Origin of the sequence: Pseudomonas sp. R3-52-08, assembly GCF_003851745.1 — a bacterium.
GTDB lineage: Bacteria > Pseudomonadota > Gammaproteobacteria > Pseudomonadales > Pseudomonadaceae > Aquipseudomonas.
This window is the reverse complement of record NZ_CP027730.1, coordinates 1,008,483-1,029,377: the sequence shown is the minus strand read 5'-3', so window position 1 is coordinate 1,029,377 and position 20,895 is coordinate 1,008,483. Positions and strand designations below refer to the sequence as shown.

At 60.8% G+C, this 20,895-nt stretch carries 17 protein-coding genes; 13 read left to right on the top strand and 4 right to left on the bottom strand.

All coding sequences use genetic code 11. From position 1 onward, the window contains the following. The first annotated feature begins 60 nt into the window (after positions 1–60). From C4J91_RS04635 to C4J91_RS04610, 6 genes are all read left to right on the top strand, one after another. Positions 61–1,659 (top strand): ABC transporter substrate-binding protein, encoded by a 1,599-nt coding sequence (locus tag C4J91_RS04635; protein WP_124361272.1) that lies wholly within the window; start codon positions 61–63, stop codon positions 1,657–1,659. Between the two features lie 76 nt (positions 1,660–1,735). Beyond that, positions 1,736–2,746, top strand: coding sequence for an ABC transporter permease subunit (locus C4J91_RS04630; RefSeq protein WP_124361271.1), 1,011 nt, complete (start codon positions 1,736–1,738; stop codon positions 2,744–2,746). A gap of 10 nt (positions 2,747–2,756) precedes the next feature. Beyond that, complete coding sequence (locus tag C4J91_RS04625; RefSeq protein ID WP_057724524.1) at positions 2,757–3,668, top strand: ABC transporter permease subunit; 912 nt, start codon at positions 2,757–2,759, stop codon at positions 3,666–3,668. Positions 3,669–3,678: 10 nt separating this feature from the next. After that, positions 3,679–4,647, top strand: a complete 969-nt coding sequence (locus C4J91_RS04620) for an ABC transporter ATP-binding protein (protein WP_124361270.1) — start codon at positions 3,679–3,681, stop codon at positions 4,645–4,647. Then, the gene (locus C4J91_RS04615; RefSeq protein WP_124361269.1) at positions 4,647–5,618 is read left to right on the top strand and encodes a peptide ABC transporter ATP-binding protein; all 972 of its coding nucleotides are present in this window, start codon (positions 4,647–4,649) and stop codon (positions 5,616–5,618) included. The genes C4J91_RS04620 and C4J91_RS04615 overlap by 1 nt, the downstream gene beginning before the upstream one ends. A 401-nt stretch (positions 5,619–6,019) precedes the next feature. Continuing rightward, complete coding sequence (locus tag C4J91_RS04610; protein ID WP_124361268.1) at positions 6,020–6,379, top strand: hypothetical protein; 360 nt, start codon at positions 6,020–6,022, stop codon at positions 6,377–6,379. Between the two features lie 96 nt (positions 6,380–6,475). Here the strand turns inward: C4J91_RS04610 and C4J91_RS04605 are convergent, their stop codons facing one another. Further along, a complete protein-coding gene (locus C4J91_RS04605; protein ID WP_124361267.1) occupies positions 6,476–6,721 on the bottom strand; it encodes a hypothetical protein in 246 nt (81 codons plus the stop codon). 295 nt (positions 6,722–7,016) lie between these two features. Beyond that, entirely contained in the window at positions 7,017–8,600 is a 1,584-nt protein-coding gene (locus C4J91_RS04600; RefSeq protein WP_073524000.1) for a peptide chain release factor 3, read from the bottom strand. 332 nt (positions 8,601–8,932) lie between these two features. Here C4J91_RS04600 and C4J91_RS04595 point away from each other — a divergent pair, with 332 nt between their 5' ends. The 5 genes from C4J91_RS04595 to C4J91_RS04575 all read left to right on the top strand — a co-directional run bounded on the left by C4J91_RS04595 (position 8,933) and on the right by C4J91_RS04575 (position 14,022). Then, the gene (locus tag C4J91_RS04595) at positions 8,933–9,649 is read left to right on the top strand and encodes an ABC transporter permease (protein ID WP_124361266.1); all 717 of its coding nucleotides are present in this window, start codon (positions 8,933–8,935) and stop codon (positions 9,647–9,649) included. 20 nt (positions 9,650–9,669) lie between these two features. Beyond that, complete coding sequence (locus C4J91_RS04590) at positions 9,670–10,566, top strand: glycine betaine ABC transporter substrate-binding protein (protein ID WP_124361265.1); 897 nt, start codon at positions 9,670–9,672, stop codon at positions 10,564–10,566. A gap of 11 nt (positions 10,567–10,577) precedes the next feature. After that, on the top strand, positions 10,578–11,231 hold the full coding sequence (locus C4J91_RS04585; RefSeq protein ID WP_124361264.1) for an ABC transporter permease: 654 nt from the start codon (positions 10,578–10,580) through the stop codon (positions 11,229–11,231). Continuing rightward, positions 11,228–12,385: a betaine/proline/choline family ABC transporter ATP-binding protein gene (locus C4J91_RS04580; RefSeq protein WP_003171711.1), complete on the top strand. Its 1,158-nt coding sequence runs from the start codon at positions 11,228–11,230 to the stop codon at positions 12,383–12,385. Before C4J91_RS04585 ends, C4J91_RS04580 begins: the two co-directional genes overlap by 4 nt. A 473-nt stretch (positions 12,386–12,858) precedes the next feature. Further along, positions 12,859–14,022 carry a type III PLP-dependent enzyme gene (locus tag C4J91_RS04575; protein ID WP_124361263.1) on the top strand — a complete coding sequence of 388 codons (1,164 nt, stop codon included), beginning with the start codon at positions 12,859–12,861 and terminating at the stop codon, positions 14,020–14,022. 183 nt (positions 14,023–14,205) lie between these two features. Here the strand turns inward: C4J91_RS04575 and C4J91_RS04565 are convergent, their stop codons facing one another. Both C4J91_RS04565 and C4J91_RS04560 read right to left on the bottom strand, forming a co-directional pair. Continuing rightward, the gene (locus C4J91_RS04565) at positions 14,206–14,955 is read right to left on the bottom strand and encodes a tetratricopeptide repeat protein (RefSeq protein WP_124361262.1); all 750 of its coding nucleotides are present in this window, start codon (positions 14,953–14,955) and stop codon (positions 14,206–14,208) included. A gap of 1 nt (position 14,956) precedes the next feature. Next, positions 14,957–15,637, bottom strand: coding sequence for a Fe2+-dependent dioxygenase (locus C4J91_RS04560; RefSeq protein ID WP_124361261.1), 681 nt, complete (start codon positions 15,635–15,637; stop codon positions 14,957–14,959). A 205-nt stretch (positions 15,638–15,842) separates the two neighbouring features. Between C4J91_RS04560 and C4J91_RS04555 the strand changes: the two genes are divergently transcribed. Together C4J91_RS04555 and C4J91_RS04550 are read left to right on the top strand one after the other, a co-directional pair. Beyond that, entirely contained in the window at positions 15,843–18,128 is a 2,286-nt protein-coding gene (locus tag C4J91_RS04555; protein WP_124361260.1) for a TonB-dependent siderophore receptor, read from the top strand. 135 nt (positions 18,129–18,263) lie between these two features. After that, the gene (locus C4J91_RS04550; protein WP_124361259.1) at positions 18,264–20,801 is read left to right on the top strand and encodes a sulfite reductase flavoprotein subunit alpha; all 2,538 of its coding nucleotides are present in this window, start codon (positions 18,264–18,266) and stop codon (positions 20,799–20,801) included. Positions 20,802–20,895: the final 94 nt, after the last annotated feature.

Here is a 20,895-nt window from a genome sequence, read left to right as displayed (position 1 = left end):
GGCTCAGGACGAGCTCGCCGCCTACGCGTTTCTGGCTCCATCGATTGCAGAGGGCTCTGAATGAAAATGCTCCCGTTACAAGCTGCCATGGCCGCTGCGCTGCTGAGCGTGGCGATCGGCGTATCGGCCAAACCGCTGGTGGTCTGCACCGAAGCCAGCCCGGAAGGTTTTGACCCGGTCCTGTATACCACCGCCGTGACCGCTGACGCCGCTGCGGAAACCATGTTCAACCGCCTGGTGGATTTCAAGCCCGGCACCACCGAAGTGGTCCCGGCCCTGGCCAAGGACCTGCCGCAAATCAGCGCCGATGGCCTGACCTACACGTTCCACCTGCGTGACGACATCAAGTTCCACACCACCGACTATTTCAAACCCACGCGCAACCTGAACGCCGACGACGTGCTTTGGAGTTTCCAGCGTCAGCTGGACCCGAATCACCCGTGGCATAAAAAGTCCCTCGTGGGCTACCCGTATTTCGAAAGCATGGGCTTCAAGGAACTGCTCAAGAGCGTAGAGAAGACCGACGACTACACCGTTGTCTTTACCCTGACGCGTCCTGAAGCACCCTTCCTGGCCGACCTGGGCATGGCATTCTCTTCAATCCATTCGAAGGAATACGCCGACCAGTTGCTCAAATCCGGCAAGACCGAAGACCTCAACGCCAAGCCTATCGGCACTGGCCCGTTCATCTTCACCCGGTATCAGAAAGATGCCCAGGCGCGCTTCAAGGCCAACCCCGACTACTTCCGTGGCAAACCGGCAGTCGACCCGCTGATCTTGGCGATCAGCACCGATAACAACGTGCGCCTGCAGAAGCTCAAGGCCAACGAATGTCAGATCGCACTGTCCCCCAAGCCGGATGACATTCCAAGCATCAAGAAAGACCCAAACCTGAAAGTCGATGAGCTGGCGGCGATGACCACCAGTTACACCGCCTTGAACACGACCCACAAATACATGAGCGATGCGCGGGTGCGTCACGCGATCAATATCGCGTTCGACAAGGCCGGCTACACCGAAGCGCTGTTCGGCAAAGGCAATGCGGTGGTGGGGACTGGTCCTTATCCGCCGACCTTGCTGGGTTTCAGCGACAAACTGAAGAACCCGCCCCGCGATCTGGACAAGGCTCGCGCCCTGCTCAAGGAAGCAGGCGTGCCGGAAGGCACTGAATTCACCCTGTTCACGCGTAACGGCGGCGGCCCGACCAATCCCAACCCGATGCTCGGCGCCCAGCGCATGCAGGCGGATCTGGCGCAGATCGGCCTGAAGGTGAATATCAAAGTCATGGAATGGGGCGAGATGCTCAAGCGCGCTAAAAACGGCGAGCACGACATGGTATCGGCTGGCTGGGTCGGTGATAACGGCGACCCTGACAACTTCCTGACGCCAAACCTGAGTTGCGATGCAGCGAAAAACGGCGAAAACTACGCGCGCTGGTGTAACAAAGAGTTTCAAGACTTGATCGACAAAGCGCGCGCCACCGCTGAACCCGCCCAGCGCGCTGCACTCTATGAACAAGCACAGGACGTTTTCGACAAGGACCAACCATGGCTCCCCATGGCTTATCCGAAACTGTTCACCGCCATGCGCAAGAACGTAGAAGGCTTCACCCAAAGCCCTCTGGGGACTAATAACTTCGCCACCACCCAGGTGAAGTAAATAAGAAAAACGCTCGGCGCCGTCGACCCTGACGGCGCCGAACCTGCCTAACCGGCTGATTGAGGTACACACCAAGATGTTTAGTTTTATTGCCCGCCGACTGGGGTTATTGATCCCCACGTTCTTCGGCATCACGTTGCTGACCTTTGCGTTGATTCGCATGATTCCAGGCGACCCCGTAGAAGTCATGATGGGCGAGCGGCGGGTTGACCCCGAAATGCATGCCCAGGCAATGGAGCGCCTTGGCCTTAACAAGCCGTTGTATGCGCAATACCTGGATTACGTCGGCAAGCTCGCCCAGGGCGATCTTGGCGAATCGCTGCGTACCCGCACCAGCGTGTGGACCGAGTTCACCGCACTCTTTCCGGCGACCCTGGAACTGTCCATCGCCGCCCTGCTGTTCGCCGGTATCCTGGGCCTGTTGGCCGGGGTGATCGCGGCCTTGAAACGAGGGTCCCTGTTCGACCATGGGGTGATGGGCATCTCCCTGGCGGGATATTCGATGCCGATCTTCTGGTGGGGCCTGATCCTGATCATGTTCTTCTCGGTAAGCCTGGGCTGGACCCCGGTTTCCGGGCGTATCGACCTGCTCTACGACATCGAGCCGCGCACCGGCTTCATGCTCATCGATACCTTGCTGGCCGACGAGCCGGACGCGTTCTGGGACGCCCTGCACCACCTGATCCTGCCAGCCATCGTGCTGGGCACCATCCCGCTGGCGGTGATTGCGCGGATGACCCGTTCGTCGATGCTCGAAGTGCTGCGCGAAGACTACATCCGGACCGCCAAGGCCAAGGGCCTGTCGCCGGCGCGCGTGGTGTTCGTGCACGGACTGCGCAATGCGCTGATCCCGGTATTGACCGTGGTAGGCCTGCAAGTCGGCACGTTGCTGGCCGGTGCGGTACTGACCGAAACCATCTTCTCGTGGCCCGGCATCGGCAAATGGCTGATCGAAGCCATTGGCGCGCGGGACTACCCGGTGGTGCAAAACGGCATTCTGTTGATCGCCTGCCTGGTGATCCTGGTGAACTTCGTGGTGGACATCCTCTACGGCTTCGCCAACCCACGCATCCGTCACCAGCGCTGAGATCATGACCATGACTACCTCTACTCCAGTGTCAGCAGTCGATCAGAGCCTGCTGTACCCGTCTCCGTACAAAGAATTCTGGCAAGCCTTCTCCAAGAACAAAGGCGCGGTTGCCGGCCTGCTGTTCATGTTGCTGATCGTGTTCTGCGCGATCTTCGCCCCTTGGGTTGCACCGCATAACCCGAGCGAGCAATACCGCGACTTCCTGCTCACTCCGCCGTCATGGCTGGAAGGCGGGCAGATCCAATTCCTGCTGGGCACCGATGAACTGGGCCGGGATTTGCTCTCGCGCCTGATCCAGGGTTCGCGCCTGTCGTTGTTGATCGGCTTGTCCTCCGTGGTGATGTCGCTGATCCCGGGTATCCTGCTCGGCCTGTTCGCCGGGTTCTTCCCGCGCCTGCTGGGCCCGACCATCATGCGCTTGATGGACATCATGCTGGCCCTGCCATCGCTGCTGCTGGCCGTGGCGATTGTCGCCATCCTCGGCCCTGGCCTGATCAACACCGTGATCGCCATCGCCATTGTGTCGCTGCCGTCCTACGTGCGTCTGACCCGCGCTGCGGTGATGGGCGAACTGAACCGCGACTACGTGACCGCCGCGCGCCTGGCCGGTGCCGGCCTGCCCCGCCTGATGTTCATCACCGTGCTGCCCAACTGCATGGCGCCGCTGATCGTGCAGGCCACCTTGAGTTTCTCGTCGGCGATCCTCGATGCCGCCGCCCTGGGCTTCCTCGGCCTTGGCGTACAACCGCCAACGCCGGAGTGGGGCACCATGCTGGCATCGGCCCGCGACTACATCGAACGCGCCTGGTGGGTAGTGAGCTTGCCGGGCTTGACCATTTTGCTCAGCGTGCTGGCAATCAACTTGATGGGTGACGGCCTGCGCGACGCGCTGGACCCGAAACTCAAGAACGCCGCCTGAGGAGATTCCCATGTCACTGTTAGAAATCAAGAATCTCAACGTTCGCTTCGGCGACGAGACCGCCGTGCCAGTGGTCGATGGCCTCGACATTACCGTCGACAAGGGCGAAGTCCTGGCAATCGTTGGCGAGTCGGGCTCGGGTAAATCCGTGACCATGATGGCGCTGATGGGCCTGATCGAGCACCCCGGCATCGTCACTGCCGATGCCCTGAACTTCGACGGCAAGGACATGCTCAAGCTGAGCAACCGTCAGCGTCGTCAGATCGTCGGCAAAGACCTGGCGATGGTGTTCCAGGACCCGATGACCGCGCTGAACCCCAGCTACACCGTGGGGTTCCAGATTGAAGAAGTGCTGCGCCTGCACCTGAAAATGTCCGGCAAGCAAGCGCGCAAGCGCGCCATCGAACTGTTGGAAAAAGTGGAAATCCCTGGCGCTTCCAGCCGTATGGATGCCTACCCGCACCAACTCTCCGGCGGTATGAGCCAGCGCGTGGCCATCGCCATGGCGATTGCCGGCGAGCCCAAACTGCTGATCGCCGACGAACCGACCACCGCGTTGGACGTCACGATTCAAGCGCAGATCATGGACCTGCTGCTGGCCCTGCAAAAAGAGCAGAACATGGGCCTGGTGCTGATCACTCACGACCTCGCGGTGGTGGCTGAAACCGCCCAGCGCGTGTGCGTGATGTATGCCGGCCAGGCCGTTGAAGTCGGCCAGGTCCCGCAACTGTTCGACATTCCAGCGCACCCTTACAGCGAAGCGCTGCTCAAGGCGATCCCCGAGCACAGCCTGGGCGCCACACGCCTGGCCACGCTGCCGGGTATCGTGCCCGGCCGTTACGACCGCCCGCAAGGTTGCCTGCTATCGCCGCGCTGCCCGTATGTGCGTGAGAACTGCCGTACCGAGCGCCCTGCGCTCGACCCGAAAACCAACAGCCTTGCGCGCTGCTTCTACCCCTTGAACCAGGAGGTGGCGTAATGGCCGTCGTTCTTACCGCCCGCGACCTGACCCGTCACTACGAAGTGTCCCGTGGCCTGTTCAAGGGCCACGCTACGGTGCGTGCCCTCAATGGTGTGTCTTTCGAACTGGAAGCCGGCAAGACCCTTGCCGTCGTGGGCGAGTCGGGTTGCGGCAAGTCCACCCTGGCCCGCGCCCTCACGCTGATCGAAGAGCCGTCATCCGGCTCCCTTAAAATCGCCGGCCAGGAAGTGGCCGGCGCCGACAAGGCCCAGCGCAAACAATTGCGCAAAGACGTGCAGATGGTGTTCCAGAGCCCGTACGCCTCGTTGAACCCACGGCAGAAAGTCGGTGATCAGCTAGGCGAGCCGCTGCTGATCAACACCAACCTGTCCGCCGCCGAACGCCGCGAGAAAGTGCAGGCGATGATGAAGCAAGTGGGCCTGCGCCCTGAGCATTATCAGCGCTACCCGCACATGTTCTCCGGTGGCCAGCGCCAGCGTATCGCCCTGGCCCGGGCGATGATGCTGCAACCCAAAGTTCTGGTGGCGGATGAACCGACCTCGGCACTGGACGTGTCGATCCAGGCCCAGGTACTCAACCTGTTCATGGACCTGCAGCAGGAATTCAACACGGCCTACGTGTTCATCTCCCACAACCTGGCCGTGGTGCAACACGTTGCCGATGACGTGATGGTGATGTACCTCGGCCGCCCGGTGGAAGTGGGCCCCAAGGAAGACATCTACGCCCGCCCCTTGCACCCATACACCCAGGCGCTGCTGTCGGCCACGCCGACCATCCACCCGGACCCGAACAAGCCGAAGATCAAGATCGTCGGCGAGCTGCCCAACCCGCTGAACCCGCCGTCGGGTTGCGCCTTTCACAAGCGCTGCCCGTACGCGACGGCACGCTGCAGCACCGAGGAGCCGCTGTTGCGGCCGTTGGATAATCGCCAGGTGGCTTGCCACTATGCGGAGCAGTTCGTGGCCTGACGATCGTTCCCACGCTGCGCGTGGGAATGCCGCCTAGGACGCTCCGCGTCCCGCCGTTGAGGTGACGCGGAGCGTCAGGGATGCATTCCCACGCGGAGCGTGGGAACGATCAAAGTCTGAGTTCTACAGCCCTTCCCGTCAGGTTGCGCATCAGCCGGGCGGGAGGGGCTTCTTTTTGCGCACGGCCTCTGTCTGGCTGTCGCCTTCGTCCGAATCGTCGCGGCAGTTTTCCACCCAGACAATTACAAACTTCCCACACGACTTCCACGCTCTAACTTCAAGCCAAAAAGAAAACTTCTTAAATATGTAACAGCAACTAAAAAACAACCATAACGCGCTTCTAATTCCATAAAGCCTGATTAAGAATGTCCGCCTCTCCTCATTAGCAAACGGGCTATCTCATGACTGTAATCCGCGAAAAGCTTTCTATCTCCAAATCCCTGGAAACCCTTCTTAACGACATCTATGCCGATGATGAGGTTTCATTGGCCGAATACAAGACACTCCAAGCCGAAGCCGACCTTCGCTGGCAGAAGGTCATTGACGAATTAGGGCCAAATAACACGCTTAAATCGTTTCAGAACTCGATGGATATCTCCATGCATTTGCTGTACCTGAGTGCCGAGTATGCTGCATTGCAGGAAGTTACAGACTTGGGGGAAGCCTATGTAAAAGATGCGATGTATGCACAAGTTGAATACATCCAGGCGGGCACCCAACTGGCATTGAAACTGTTGCGAGTGGGGCAAAACCTACCGTAACTCACCGTCATTTCCTAAACGCAATAAAGGGCGAAGCCATGACAGCTTCGCCCTTTTGCATGCCATGCCAGGAATCGCTGTGACCCTGAGAGGGAATCAAGTTTCGCCGTCGTCGAAGGTCACACTGTCTTCCCCTTCATTGATGGGGTTTTCCGGATCTTTGACATCTGTGGGCTGGGGCTGCGGTTTCCAGCTGCCCGAGTTGACCTCGTTCTGCTTTTTCTTGGTGACCGGGCCGGTGTCTTTCCACTGGGGCGCCCCGGCGTCGGCCAATGCCGGAAGGGCCGTCACTCCCAGGATGGCCAGCAACACCAGAGGGATGACGCGTTGAGCATTTCGCACGGTAGTCTCCTTTACAGTCGGTGGGTAAACGCTAGACCCGAAGCCGGGTTCTCGCCAATTCATGGCGTTATGAAGATCAAATGCGGGAGGGGGCAAGCCCTCAATACTGTAGGAGCGAGCTTGCTCGCGAAGAACTCAGGGCCCCCGCGTTTATCCAGAATGAACGCGTTGCCTGGACGTTTTTCGCGAGCAAGCTCGCTCCTACAGTGTGCCCCCTCCCACATTTTGGCTTTGCAGCAGGCATAAAAAAGGGCGAAGCCATCACAGCTTCGCCCTGTTCTTTACCGCTCAGCCCTTAATGGTGCTCACGCGTCGCCCTGAACTTCACATCCGGCCAGCGCTCTTCCATCAGCGCCAGGTTGACCCGGGTCGGCGCCAGGTAAGTCAGGTGACCACCGCCGTCGATCGCCAGGTTTTCCACCGCTTTGTTGGAAAACTCTTCCAACTTCTTCTTATCGCTGCAATCGATCCAGCGCGCGGAGTACACGGTGATCGGCTCGTAGGAGCACTCAACCTTGTATTCCTCTTTCAGGCGGCTGGCGACCACGTCGAACTGCAGCACACCCACGGCGCCGAGGATGATGTCGTTGCTGCGCTCGGGGAAGAACACCTGGGTGGCGCCTTCTTCGGCCAACTGTTGCAAGCCCTGGCGCAGTTGCTTGGATTTGAGCGGGTCGCGCAGGCGTACGCGGCGGAACAGTTCCGGGGCGAAGTGCGGGATGCCGGTGAAGCCCAGTGCTTCGCCTTCAGTGAAGGTGTCGCCGATCTGGATGGTGCCGTGGTTGTGCAGGCCGATGATGTCGCCGGCGTAGGCTTCTTCGAGCTGTTCACGCTCGGAGGAGAAGAACGTCAGGGCATCGCCGATGCGCACGTCCTTGCCGGTGCGCACGTGGCGCATCTTCATGCCTTTTTCGTAGCGGCCGGAGCAGATGCGCATGAAGGCGATGCGGTCGCGGTGCTTGGGGTCCATGTTCGCCTGGATCTTGAACACGAAGCCGGTGAATTTTTCTTCGACCGGTTCCACGGTGCGCTCGTTGGCAACACGGGCAAGGGGCTTTGGCGCCCAGTTCACGACGGCGTCGAGTACGTGGTCGACGCCGAAGTTGCCCAAGGCCGTCCCGAAGAACACCGGAGTCAGTTGACCGTCGAGGAACTCCTGCTGGTTGAACTCATGGCAGGCGCCCTGTACCAGTTCGAGCTGGTCGACAAAGCGGTCGTACTCGTCGCCCAGGTGGGCGCGGGCTTCGTCGGAGTCGAGCTTCTCGATGATTTTCACATCGGTGCGTTCGTGCCCGTGGCCGGCGGTGTAGACAATGATGTAGTCGTCGGCCAGGTGGTACACGCCCTTGAAGTCGCGGTAGCAACCAATCGGCCAGGTGATCGGCGCGGCCTTGATCTTCAGGACGGCTTCGATTTCATCCAGCAGCTCGATGGGGTCACGGATATCGCGGTCGAGTTTGTTGATGAAGCTGACAATCGGCGTGTCGCGCAAACGGCACACATCCATCAACGCGATGGTGCGTGGCTCGACGCCTTTACCGCCGTCGAGGACCATCAGCGCTGAGTCCACCGCAGTGAGGGTGCGGTAGGTGTCTTCGGAGAAGTCTTCGTGGCCCGGGGTGTCGAGCAGGTTGACCATGTGGTCGCGATACGGGAACTGCATGACCGACGTGGTAATGGAAATACCCCGTTGTTTCTCCATCTCCATCCAGTCGGATGTCGCATGGCGGTCGGATTTGCGGGATTTCACCGTGCCGGCCACCGCGATTGCCTTGCCCATCAGCAGGAGCTTTTCGGTGATGGTGGTTTTACCGGCATCGGGGTGAGAAATAATAGCGAAAGTGCGGCGTTTCGCGACTTCGGCGGCCTGGTGGGTCATGGGAAATCGCCTGGCAGGTGAGTCAAAAAAGGGCGGCGAGTATAGCGCAAACCCAGGGTTACAGACCACCGTTGAGCCCATTGGGGGTGGCTAAATGCTCCCAAGTGTGGAACCTTTTAAAAGGTAGAGACGTCCACTCCCCTGCTATCGCACTCGGAACAGGGGCCGAAAAATCAGCAAGTTAGCCTGACGAGGCTGCGCTCATGGCTCGATCGCATACTGCGTTGCCAGTATCGGCGAGCTGCTTTTCGCGAACTCATTCAGAGGCAGCCAGCCATGGCATTGCCACCGGAGAATGTGTTCGCCGACAAAAGAAAAAAAGGAGTCCGCCTGTGGCTATTCGCTATGGCAAAGGGCTGATAGGAGGCGCGGTTGTCGTCGCGCTCCTGGCCCTGCTGGTCCACTGGATCGGTATCAACACGATCGAACTGTACCGCGACGATTTGTTGTTTTACCTGCAAGCTCATCTAATTCTGGTTTTAGTTTCCATGCTGGCCGCCCTGATTGTGGGCCTTCCCGCCGGCATCCTGCTCAGCCGACCGAACATGGTCGGGCGTGCAGAACGCTTCATGCAGATCTTCAACATCGGCAACACCGTCCCTCCCCTGGCCGTACTGGCCATCGCCCTCGGCGTCCTCGGCATCGGCAGCGGCCCGGCGATCTTCGCGCTATTCCTCGCCTCCCTCCTGCCCATCGTGCGCAACACTTACGAAGGCCTCAAAAACGTTCAAGGCTCGCTGAGAGAAGCCGCCACCGGCATCGGCATGACGCCACGTCAGGTGCTGTTTCGCGTGGAGTTGCCCAACGCCGTGCCGATCATCATCGGTGGCGTGCGTGTGGCCCTGGCGATCAACGTCGGCACCGCACCGCTGGCGTTCCTGATCGGCGCCAACAGCCTGGGCAGCCTGATCTTCCCCGGCATCGCCCTGAACAACCAGCCGCAACTGCTGCTCGGTGCGGCATGCACCGCACTGCTGGCATTGCTGCTCGACGGCCTGGTGACCATGGCCAGCCGCCTCTGGCTGGAACGCGGGTTGCGTCCGTCTTAAGGCTTGGCAAAGGAAATCACATGAAAAAACTGACCCTGATATTGAGCTGCGCCCTGCTGTTTGCAGGTTTTGCGCAAGCCGCTGAAAAACCGGTAATCCGCATCGGCGCACGGGTGTTCACCGAACAGACCCTGCTCGCCGAAATCACCTCCCAGTACCTGCGCACCAAAGGCTACGACGCCCGCGTGACGGGTGGCCTGGGCAGTAACCTGGCGCGCAGCGCCCAGGAAAGCGGGCAACTGGACCTGATCTGGGAATACACCGGCGTGTCGCTGGTGGCGTACAACCACATCGACGAGAAACTCGACAGCGCACAGTCCTACGCTCGCGTGAAGGAACTCGACGCAAAAAAAGGCCTGGTCTGGCTCTCGCCGTCGCGCTTCAGCAACACCTACGCCCTGGCGTTGCCGGAAAAAGTCGCCAAGGAACATCCCGAGATCAACAGCATCAGTGACCTCACCCACGCCATGGCCGCAGACACCCAGGAACACCGCCTGGTCGCCCTGGATACCGAGTTCGCCAACCGCTCCGACGGCCTGGCCGGCATGGTCACGCTGTACGACATGAACCTCACGCGCAAAAACACCCGGCAGATGGACGCAGGCCTGGTCTACACCGCGTTGCGCAATGGCCAAGTGTTTGCCGGCCTGGTCTACACCACCGACGGTCGCCTGAATGCCTTCAAACTCAAGCTGCTCGAAGACGACAAGCACTACTTCCCGGACTACACCGCCGCCCCGGTGATCCGCCAGGAATACCTCGACCAGCACCCGCAGCTGGCGGCCGAGCTCAAGCCACTGGCCGCGCTGTTCGACGACGCAACCATGCGCCAGCTGAATGCGCGGGTCGACGTCGACCATGAAAGCCCGTCCGCTGTTGCCGCAGATTTCCTGCGCCAGCATCCGATCAATCAATAAGAGGAAAAGACATGGAATTTCTCAACGCCTTTTCCCACCTTGATTGGGCCCAAGTCCTGCAACTAACCTGGCAGCACATCACCCTGGTCGGCGTCGCGGTTGTCCTCGCGATCTTGATCGGCGTGCCCCTGGGCATCCTGATGACGCGTTTCCCGACCCTGGCCGGCCCGCTGCAGGCCAGCGCCACGGTGCTGCTGACCGTACCGTCCATCGCGCTGTTCGGCCTGCTGCTGCCGTTCTACTCCAAGTTCGGCCAGGGCCTGGGGCCGATGCCCGCGATCACCGCCGTGTTCCTCTACTCCCTGTTGCCAATCATGCGTAACACCTACCTGGCGCTCACCGGTGTTGAACCGGGCATTCGCGAGGCCGCCAAGGGCATTGGCATGACCTTCGCCCAGCGCCTGCGCATGGTCGAACTGCCGATTGCCGTGCCGGTGATCCTCGCCGGTGTGCGCACCGCCGTGGTGATGAACATCGGCGTGATGACCATCGCCGCCACCATCGGTGCCGGCGGCCTGGGCGTACTTATTCTGGCTTCCATCAGCCGCAGCGACATGTCGATGCTGATCGTCGGCGCCGTGCTGGTCAGTCTCCTGGCCATCTTCGCCGACCTGCTCTTGCAATGGCTGCAACGCTCGCTGACTCCAAAAGGATTGCTCAAATGATCGAACTTCAAAACCTGTCCAAGACTTTTCAAAGCAACGGCAAGACTGTCACCGCCGTCAACGATGTCAGCCTGACCGTCAACGAAGGCGAAATTTGTGTGTTCCTCGGCCCTTCGGGCTGTGGCAAGAGCACCACGCTGAAAATGATCAACCGCCTGATCAAGCCCACCTCGGGCAAGATCCTGATCAACGGCGAAGACACCACCGACCTCGATGAAGTGACCCTGCGTCGCAATATCGGCTACGTGATCCAGCAGATTGGCCTGTTCCCGAACATGACCATCGAAGAAAACATCGTGGTGGTGCCCAAGCTGCTCGGCTGGGACAAACAGAAATGCCACGACCGCGCCCGCGAGCTGATGAGCATGATCAAGCTGGAACCCAAGCAGTATCTGCATCGCTATCCGCGTGAATTGTCGGGCGGGCAGCAACAGCGCATCGGCGTTATCCGCGCCCTGGCGGCGGATGCACCGTTGCTGCTGATGGATGAACCGTTCGGCGCGGTCGACCCGATCAACCGCGAGATGATCCAGAACGAATTCTTCGAGATGCAGCGTGCGCTGAACAAGACCGTGATCATGGTCAGCCACGACATCGACGAGGCCATCAAGCTGGGTGACAAGATTGCGATCTTCCGCGCCGGCAAGCTGCTGCAGATCGACCATCCCGATACGCTGCTGGCGCACCCGGCGGACGAGTTCGTGAGCAATTTCGTCGGCCAGGACAGCACCCTCAAGCGCCTGCTGCTGGTGAAGGCCGAAGATGCAGCGGACAACGCGCCGTCGGTGAGCCCGGAAACACCGGTGGCCGATGCACTGGAGCTGATGGACGAGCACGACCGCCGCTATGTGGTGGTCACCTGCGCCGAGAATAAGGCGCTGGGCTATGTACGCCGTCGCGACTTGCACCGTCAGACCGGTACCTGCGGCCAGTACCTGCGCGAATTCAACGCCACCGCCGCGTATGACGAGCACTTGCGCATCCTGCTGTCGCGGATGTACGAGTTCAACCGTTCGTGGTTGCCGGTGATGGATGCCGAGCGGGTGTTCCTGGGCGAGGTGACGCAGGAGTCGATTGCCGAGTACCTGAGTTCCGGTAAGTCGCGTGGGGGCAAGACCAGCATTGTTTCCCCAGCTGAGACCGCACTGGCCTGACTTGGCACAACACAGTTAAAAATGTGGGAGGGGGCTTGCTGCCGATAGCGGTGGGTCAGTCACTGAGGTATTGGCTGACCCACCGCTATCGGGGGCAAGCCCCCTCCCACATTTGGCTCTGCAGGGTGTCAGGGAAATGCACTCAATTCACCCATCCGGGGAACATCAATCCGTCACACCGGTCGGTTACATAGTAGCTGCACGGGGTCGCGCGACGAACGCGTGCAAAAACGCGACATTTTTAGTTGATCTCAAGCCCCTCACGCCCTAAAGTTCGCGCCGAACGTCCATGCTGGAAACGATCCATCCGGCTCAAGTACTGACGACGAGACAGCAAGGCCAAGGGAAGCGTATCCCATGGCCTTTTTGCTTTCGGCGACATGCCTTGGGAAGTAGGCGAACCAAAGTGGGGATACGGAGGACGTTCAGTTGCACCCATTGATTACTACAGTTTGCCCTTAGGAGTTCCCAGCATGTCGATCAACGTCGAAGACTATTTCGCGCGCGCCACGTTTGACAAAATGAAGGCGTTCGCCGACAAGCAAGAAACCCCGTTCGTGGTGATCGACACCGCGATGATCAGCCAGGCCTACGATGACCTGCGCGCCGGTTTCGAATTCGCCAAGGTGTATTACGCGGTCAAGGCCAACCCGGCCGTCGAGATCATCGACCTGTTGAAAGACAAGGGCTCGAGCTTCGACATCGCGTCGATCTACGAGCTGGACAAGGTCATGGACCGCGGCGTCAGCGCCGACCGTATCAGCTACGGCAACACCATCAAGAAGTCCAAGGACATCCGCTACTTCTATGAGAAAGGCGTGCGCCTGTTCTCCACCGACTCCGAAGCCGACCTGCGCAACATCGCCAAGGCCGCGCCGGGCTCGAAAGTCTATGTGCGTATCCTCACCGAAGGCTCGACCACGGCTGACTGGCCGTTGTCGCGCAAGTTCGGCTGCCAGACCGACATGGCCATGGACCTGCTGATCCTCGCCCGCGACCTGGGCCTGGTGCCTTACGGCATCTCGTTTCACGTCGGCTCGCAGCAGCGCGACATAAGCGTATGGGATGCGGCGATCGCCAAGGTCAAAGTGATCTTCGAGCGCCTGAAGGAAGAAGACGGCATTCATCTGAAGCTGATCAACATGGGCGGCGGCTTCCCGGCCAACTACATCACCCGCACCAACAGCCTGGAAACCTACGCCGAGGAAATCATCCGTTTCCTCAAGGAAGACTTCGGTGATGAGCTGCCGGAAATCATCCTCGAGCCCGGCCGCTCGTTGATCGCCAACGCCGGCATCCTGGTCAGTGAAGTGGTGCTGGTGGCGCGTAAATCGCGAACCGCCGTCGAGCGTTGGGTGTACACGGACGTGGGCAAATTCTCCGGCCTGATCGAAACCATGGACGAAGCCATCAAGTTCCCGATCTGGACCGAGAAGAAAGGCGAGATGGAAGAAGTGGTCATCGCCGGCCCGACCTGCGACAGCGCCGACATCATGTACGAAAACTACAAGTACGGCCTGCCGCTGAATCTGGCCATTGGTGACCGCATGTACTGGCTGTCGACCGGTGCGTACACCACCAGCTACAGCGCGGTTGAGTTCAATGGGTTTCCGCCGTTGAAGTCGTTTTACGTGTAAGCACGCTGCGTATAAAAAACCCATGACGTGTCATGGGTTTTTTTATGGCTGTCAGGTGGAATGTCGCGCATTGCGTCAGGCAGATAGCTCACGCAGCGCTGCCGCCGCCAGAAAACCTGACCGCGACGCATACCGATGATCCTTCAGCGCCCGCTTTTTGTGCCCCGGTCTGGCTCAGATGAGCTAAGAGAGATGGGCAGCGCGTTGTCGAAAGGCTTCAGCCATCGCGCGAATCTGTGGATGGTTGGCCGCCGCCAGCGTCTGGTGTGCTATCCGTAAGAACTTGAGATTCCCGCCTGCCAACGCCTTACGTAGCCAGTCCAGCGCCGCCTCGACCTGCCCTCTATCCGCCAACACCGCCGCATAACTGAACTGCCCACGAAAATCCCCGGCTTCGGCTGAACGCCGGTACCACTCAACGGCCGCTTCAAAATCCCTCGGGCAATACTGCCCGTCTTCCAGATAGCGCCCCACCAGGTTCATCGACTTGGCATGGCCCTGCTCTGCCGCCTGGCGATAAAGCATCAGCGCTTGGGCCTGATCTTGCACAACGCCACGGCCGGTCGCCAACAGGTTGGCATAGTTGTACTGCCCCCAATCCAACCCGGCCTCTGCTGCCAGCCGGTATTCACGCGCAGCCGCCGCCTCATCCACCGTGCAACCCCAACCATGCTCCAGACACCGCCCAATCATATTGCGCGCCATCAAATGCCCGCCCTGGGCGGCAATCCGGAACCAGCGCAACGCCAGTGCTTCATCCCGTGCGATGCCGCGTCCTTCCAGCAGGATCTGCCCGAGCAAGGCCTGGGCATCGACCACGCCTTCCCTGGCCGCGATCAAGATCGCCTGGGCCGCGCGCACCGGGGAATCATCGAGCATCGATTGCAGCTGCTCGACGCTGAGCACTTCCTGGCGACGCAATAAAAAGCCCATCTCAGACCTCGACCCAGCGACGCAGCAGGTTGTGATAGGTGCCGGTGAGCTGGATCAGCGCCGGGTGATCAGGCACGTCGCGGCTCAGTTGCTGGATGGCGCCGTCCATTTCGAACAGCAGGGTGCGCTGGCTGTCTTCGCGCACCAGGCTCTGGGTCCAGAAAAACGAGGCGTAGCGCGCGCCGCGTGTCACCGCGTTGACCTTGTGCAGGCTGGATCCGGGGTACAGCACCATATCGCCGGCGGGAAGCTTGACGCGCTGCAGGCCGAAGGTGTCCTGGATTTCCAGCTCGCCGCCGTCGTATTCGTCGGGGTCGCTGAAGAACAGCGTGGACGACAGATCGGTGCGCACGCGCTCGTGGCTGCCTTTGGGTTGACGCACGGCGTTGTCGATATGGAAGTCGAAACTGCCACCGGCGGTGTAACAGTTGAGCAACGGCGGAAACACCTTGTGCGGTAACGCCGCTGACATAAACAACGGGTTGCTCCACAAGCGCTCCAGCATCGCCGCGCCGATTTCCTTGGCCAACGGGTGGCCTTCGGGCAATTGCAGGTTGTGCTTGGCCTTGGCCGATTGATGGCCGGCGGTGACTTTGCCGTCGGCCCATTCGGCCGCTTCCAGGGCTTGGCGAATGCGCTGCACTTCCTCGCGCGAGAACAGGCCGGGAATATGCAGCAACATGGGGCAATACCTGCGATCAGAGGGGTGCCAATGGTATTGATTCTTATCCTCTGTGTAAAACGTCGAGACGAACGAGTCCGTAAAAACCGTAAGCAAAAAGTGTAAAGAATGTAAATTCGATGCGAATAGCAATGTATCGCAATTGATAGAAAGTCTTGTTAGCCCTATATTCCGCGACCTTACATCCTTGGGGAAAGGACACGTCATGTCGCGCATCACACCAACAACCACCGCCAGTTCACCACGCATGCTGGCTTCGGCCATCGGCGTAGCCCTCAGCGCCAGCTCAGCCGCCCACTTGGCGCAGGCGGCTGAGAACACCGAACAACAAGGCGAGCGCAACCCTATCTCCCTCGGCGCCACCAACATTACCGGTCAGGAGCAGGTCACCCCCTCCTATCAGGTAGAAAAAGCCGCTTCGCAGAAATACACCGCACCGCTGGTAGACACACCGCGCTCGGTCACCGTGGTCCCGCAGCAAGTGCTCAAAGACACTGCCGCCACCTCGCTGCAGGATGCCCTGCGCACCGTACCGGGGATTACCTTCGGCGCCGGTGAAGGCGGCAACCCCCAGGGCGACCGTCCGTTCATCCGTGGTTTCGACGCCCAAGGCGACACCTACCTGGACGGCGTGCGCGATACCGGCGGCCAGAGCCGGGAGATCTTCGACATTGAATCGATCGAAGTCAGCAAGGGCCCCAACTCGTCCTTCGGCGGTCGCGGCTCAGCCGGGGGCAGCCTCAACCTGGTGAGCAAAACCCCACAAGCGCGGGACTTCACCAACGGCGGCTTCACCTACGGTTCCGACCAGACCCGCCGCTACGTGCTCGACGTGAACCGCCAGTTCCTCGACGACAGCGCGGCATTTCGCCTGAACCTGATGAGCCACGAACAAAACGTGGCCGGTCGCGACGCGATCAATTACGACCGTTGGGGTGTGGCGCCGTCGCTGACCTTTGGCCTGGGCACACCGACCCGCGTCAACCTCAGCTACTACCACATGGAAAGCGACGACCTGCCGGATTCGGGAATGCCGTATGGCTACGGTTCGTCGACCGCCACGGCCCATGGGCATGACAAACCCAACGACGGCGGCGACAGCAACAATTTCTATGGTTTGAAGAGTCGCGACTTCCGCAAGACCCGCGCCGACATCAGCACGTTCTCCATCGAGCACGACCTGAACGACAACATGACGCTGAAGAACACCCTGCGCCACGGCAGCACCGGCCAGGACTATGTGCTCACCCAGCCGGATGACAGCAAGCTCAACGTCAACAAGTTCGGCACTGTGTGGCGTCGTGCCAACAGCCGCGTGTCCACCACCACCACGACCACCAACCAGACCGACCTGTTCGGCAGCTTCCAGGCGCTGGGCTTCAAGAACACCTACTCCACCGGCCTGGAATTCACCGGTGAAGAAACCCGTGTCAGCGGCTATACCGTCAGCCCCAACGCCAACCCGGTGTGCACCGTGGCCAAAGGCAGCCTGGGTGGCCAATGCACCTCGCTGAGCAACCCGAACCCGGACGATGCCTGGAACGGCAGCGTCGCGCGCAACTACAACGGCACCAACACCAAGGCCACCAGCCGCGCGGCCTACGTGTTCGACACCATCGAGCTGGATCCGCAATGGCTGCTGAACGTCGGCCTGCGCTACGACACGTTCGATACCGAAGCCAACACCAACGCCACCACCGGGCGCAGCAAAACCAAGGATGACAGCCAGTTCTTCAACTGGCAGGCGGGCCTGGTGTGGAAGCCGCTGGACAATGGCAGTATCTACGCTTCCTACGCGACGTCGGCCACCCCGGCCGGTGGCCTGGTGGGTGAAGGCGCCGATGGCAACCCGCTGTCAGCCGGTGCCGCCATCAGCGACCTGCAGCCGGAAGAGACAGTCAACTACGAGCTGGGCACCAAGTGGGACCTGTTCCACGACCGCCTGTCGCTGACCGCCGCCGTGTTCCGTACCGAGAAGAAAAACACCCGCGTCCTGGTCGATGCCCTCACCTACGAGAACGCCGGCGAATCACGGGTCGACGGCGTCGAGTTGTCCGCCAGCGGCAAGCTGACCGAGCACTGGCAAGTGTTCGCCGGGTACACCTACCTGGACAGCGAACTGGTCAAGTCCGGCCTCAACGGGCGTAACGGCGTGGTGAGCGCCGGTTCCAACGCTGGCAACCAGATGCCCAACACGCCGAAGAACTCGTTCAGTCTGTGGACCACCTACGACATCACGCCAAAGCTGACCGTCGGCGGCGGCGCCTTCTACGTCGACGAGGTTTACGGCGATGCGGGAAACACGGTGTACGTGCCGTCTTACACCCGCTACGACGCCATGGCCAGCTACAAGCTGACTAAAAACGTCGACCTGCAATTGAACGTGCAGAACCTGACCGACAAAACCTACTACGACAAGGCTTACGCCTCGCACTTCGCCAACCAGGCGGCCGGTCGTACGGCGTTGCTGACCACCAGCTTCCACTTCTAAGCGCAAGCGCGCCATGACTTGAGCCCCACGCATCGGATGCGTGGGGCTTTTGCATGCTAAACAGAATATTTCTCGATAAGCCACGGCATAATGCGCGCCGTGACATTCATAAACAGTTGAGCGAGGCGGTCCGACGTGTTGAAGAAAACCCTGTTCCAGTTGCACTGGTTCTTCGGCATCACTGCCGGGCTGGTGCTGGCCTTGATGGGGATCACCGGGGCTGCGTACTCCTTCCAGGATGAAATACTGCAGGCGCTGAACCCGCACGTCTTGCATGTCGAAAAACGCGAAGCCGGGGTACTGCCGCCCGCCGAACTGGTGCGCAAACTGGAAGCCACCGAAGGCAAGGCCGTGGCGATGCTCTGGGTGGAACGCGACAGCGGCAATGCCGGGCGCGTGTCCTTCACCCCGCCACCGGGCGAGCGCCGGGGCCCGCTACGCTACTTCGACCCGTATACCGGCGACTACCTGGGCGACGCCGTCGGCCAGGATGTATTCGGCTTTATCCTGCAGTTGCACCGCTTCCTGGCGATGGGCGACACCGGGCGCACGATCACTGGCGCCTGCACCCTGATCCTGCTGTTCTTCTGCCTCTCCGGCCTGTACCTGCGCTGGCCGCGCCAGGTGAAGAACTGGCGCGTGTGGTTGACCCTGGACTGGCGTAAAAAGGGCCGCAGCTTCAATTGGGACCTGCACTCGGTGTTCGGCACCTGGTGCCTGCTGTTTTATCTGCTTGCGGCACTGACCGGGCTGTATTGGTCGTACGACTGGTACAACCGTGGCGTGACCCAACTGCTGTCCGACGCGCCGCAGAACGAGCGCACGCTCAAACGCGGCCCGCCACCGGCTGGCCCTGCGCCCGTGACCAACTACGTGACCAACTATGAGGCCATCTGGAGCAGCATCTACAGCAACGCCGGGCCTGGCTTGAGCGCCTACAACATCCGGCTGCCGGCCGTCGCCGGGCAACCGGCCACCGTGTATTACCTGCTGGAAGACTCACCCCATGACCGTGCACTGAACCAGATCAACCTGGACCCGGCCACCGGCGAGGTCAAATCCCATGAGCGCTACGCCAGCAAAAGCTATAAGTCGCAGTTGTTGACCAGCGTCTATGCCCTGCACACCGGCAGCTATTGGGGCCTGGCAGGGCGGATCGTGCTCACCCTGAGCGCGTTATGCATGCCGCTGTTCTTCATTACCGGCTGGTTGCTGTACCTCGACCGGCGCCGCAAAAAACGCCAGGTAAGGGACGCACGCAAGGGTCTTGACGCCCACTCCAGCGATGCCCCGGCCTGGTTGATCGGCTTTGCCAGCCAGAGCGGTTTCGCCGAACAATTGGCCTGGCAGACGGCCGGGCAATTGCAGGCAGCAGGTCTGCCGGTGAAGGTGCAGCCCTTGGGCACGCTTAGCCAGCACGACCTGAGCCAGTCGGAAAATGCCTTGTTCGTGGTCAGTACGTTCGGCGACGGCGAAGCCCCCGACAGCGCCCGTGGCTTCGAACGCAGCGTGCTCGGCCAGGACGTGTCCCTCAAGGGCTTGAACTACTCGGTATTGGCCCTGGGTGACAGGCAATATGAACACTTCTGCGGCTTTGCCCGACGCCTGCATTTCTGGCTGACCCACCAGGGCGGCAACCCGCTGTTTGCGCCGGTGGAAGTAGACAGCGGCGATACCGAGGCCTTGCTGACCTGGCAACAGCAGCTCGGCCAGCTCACCGGCCACACGGCGGCAGCGGCCTGGCAGACCGCCCAGTTCGAACACTGGACCCTGCGCCAACGCACCCTGCTCAACCCTGGCAGCGTCGGCGCACCCGTCTACCTGCTCGGCCTCACTCCGCCCTCTCCTCTCAGTTGGCAGGCCGGTGACCTGGTGGAAATCCTGCCACGCAATAGCCCGCGAGCGGTCGAGCACTTTCTGGAAGGGCTGGGCCTGGCCGGCAGCGATGGCGTGCTGATTGAGGGCCTGGCGCAAACGCTCAACCAGGCCCTGGCCACGCGCCAGTTGCCGGACAACCGCACCCATCTGGTCGGCCTGCATGCCCAGGCACTGGTCGATGCGCTGATACCGCTGGGCCTGCGTGAATATTCGATCGCCTCGATTGCCAGCGACGGTGTGCTGGAGCTGATCGTGCGCCAGGAACGCCACCCGGATGGCAGCCTGGGCCTGGGTTCCGGCTGGCTGACTGAACACGCAGCCATCGGCGCGGGCATCAGCCTGCGCTTGCGCCGCAACAGCGGTTTCCATCTGCCCGAAGCAGCGGTGCCGCTGATCCTGCTGGGCAACGGCACGGGCCTGGCCGGCTTGCGCAGCTTGCTCAAGGCGCGCATCGCCGACGGTCAGCAGCGTAACTGGCTGCTGTTCGGCGAACGCCATATCGCCCACGACTACCTGTGCCAGGCAGAACTGCAAGGCTGGCTGGCCAGTGGTGATCTGGCCCTGCTGGACCTGGCGTTCTCGCGGGACCAGGAGGAGAAAATCTACGTGCAGGATCGCCTGCGTGAATCGGCGGACGTGTTGCGCAAATGGCTGGCCGAGGGCGCAGCGATTTATGTGTGCGGCAGCTTGCAGGGGATGGCGACGGGGGTGGATCAGGCGCTGGTGGATATCCTCGGCAGTGAAACGGTAGAGCGTTTGATCGAGCAAGGCCGCTATCGCCGGGATGTGTACTGACCCCTCACAGACACTGAAGATCAAAATGTGGGAGGGGGCTTGCTCCCGATGGCGGTGGACCAGCTAAAAATAGGCTGGCTGATCCACCGCTATC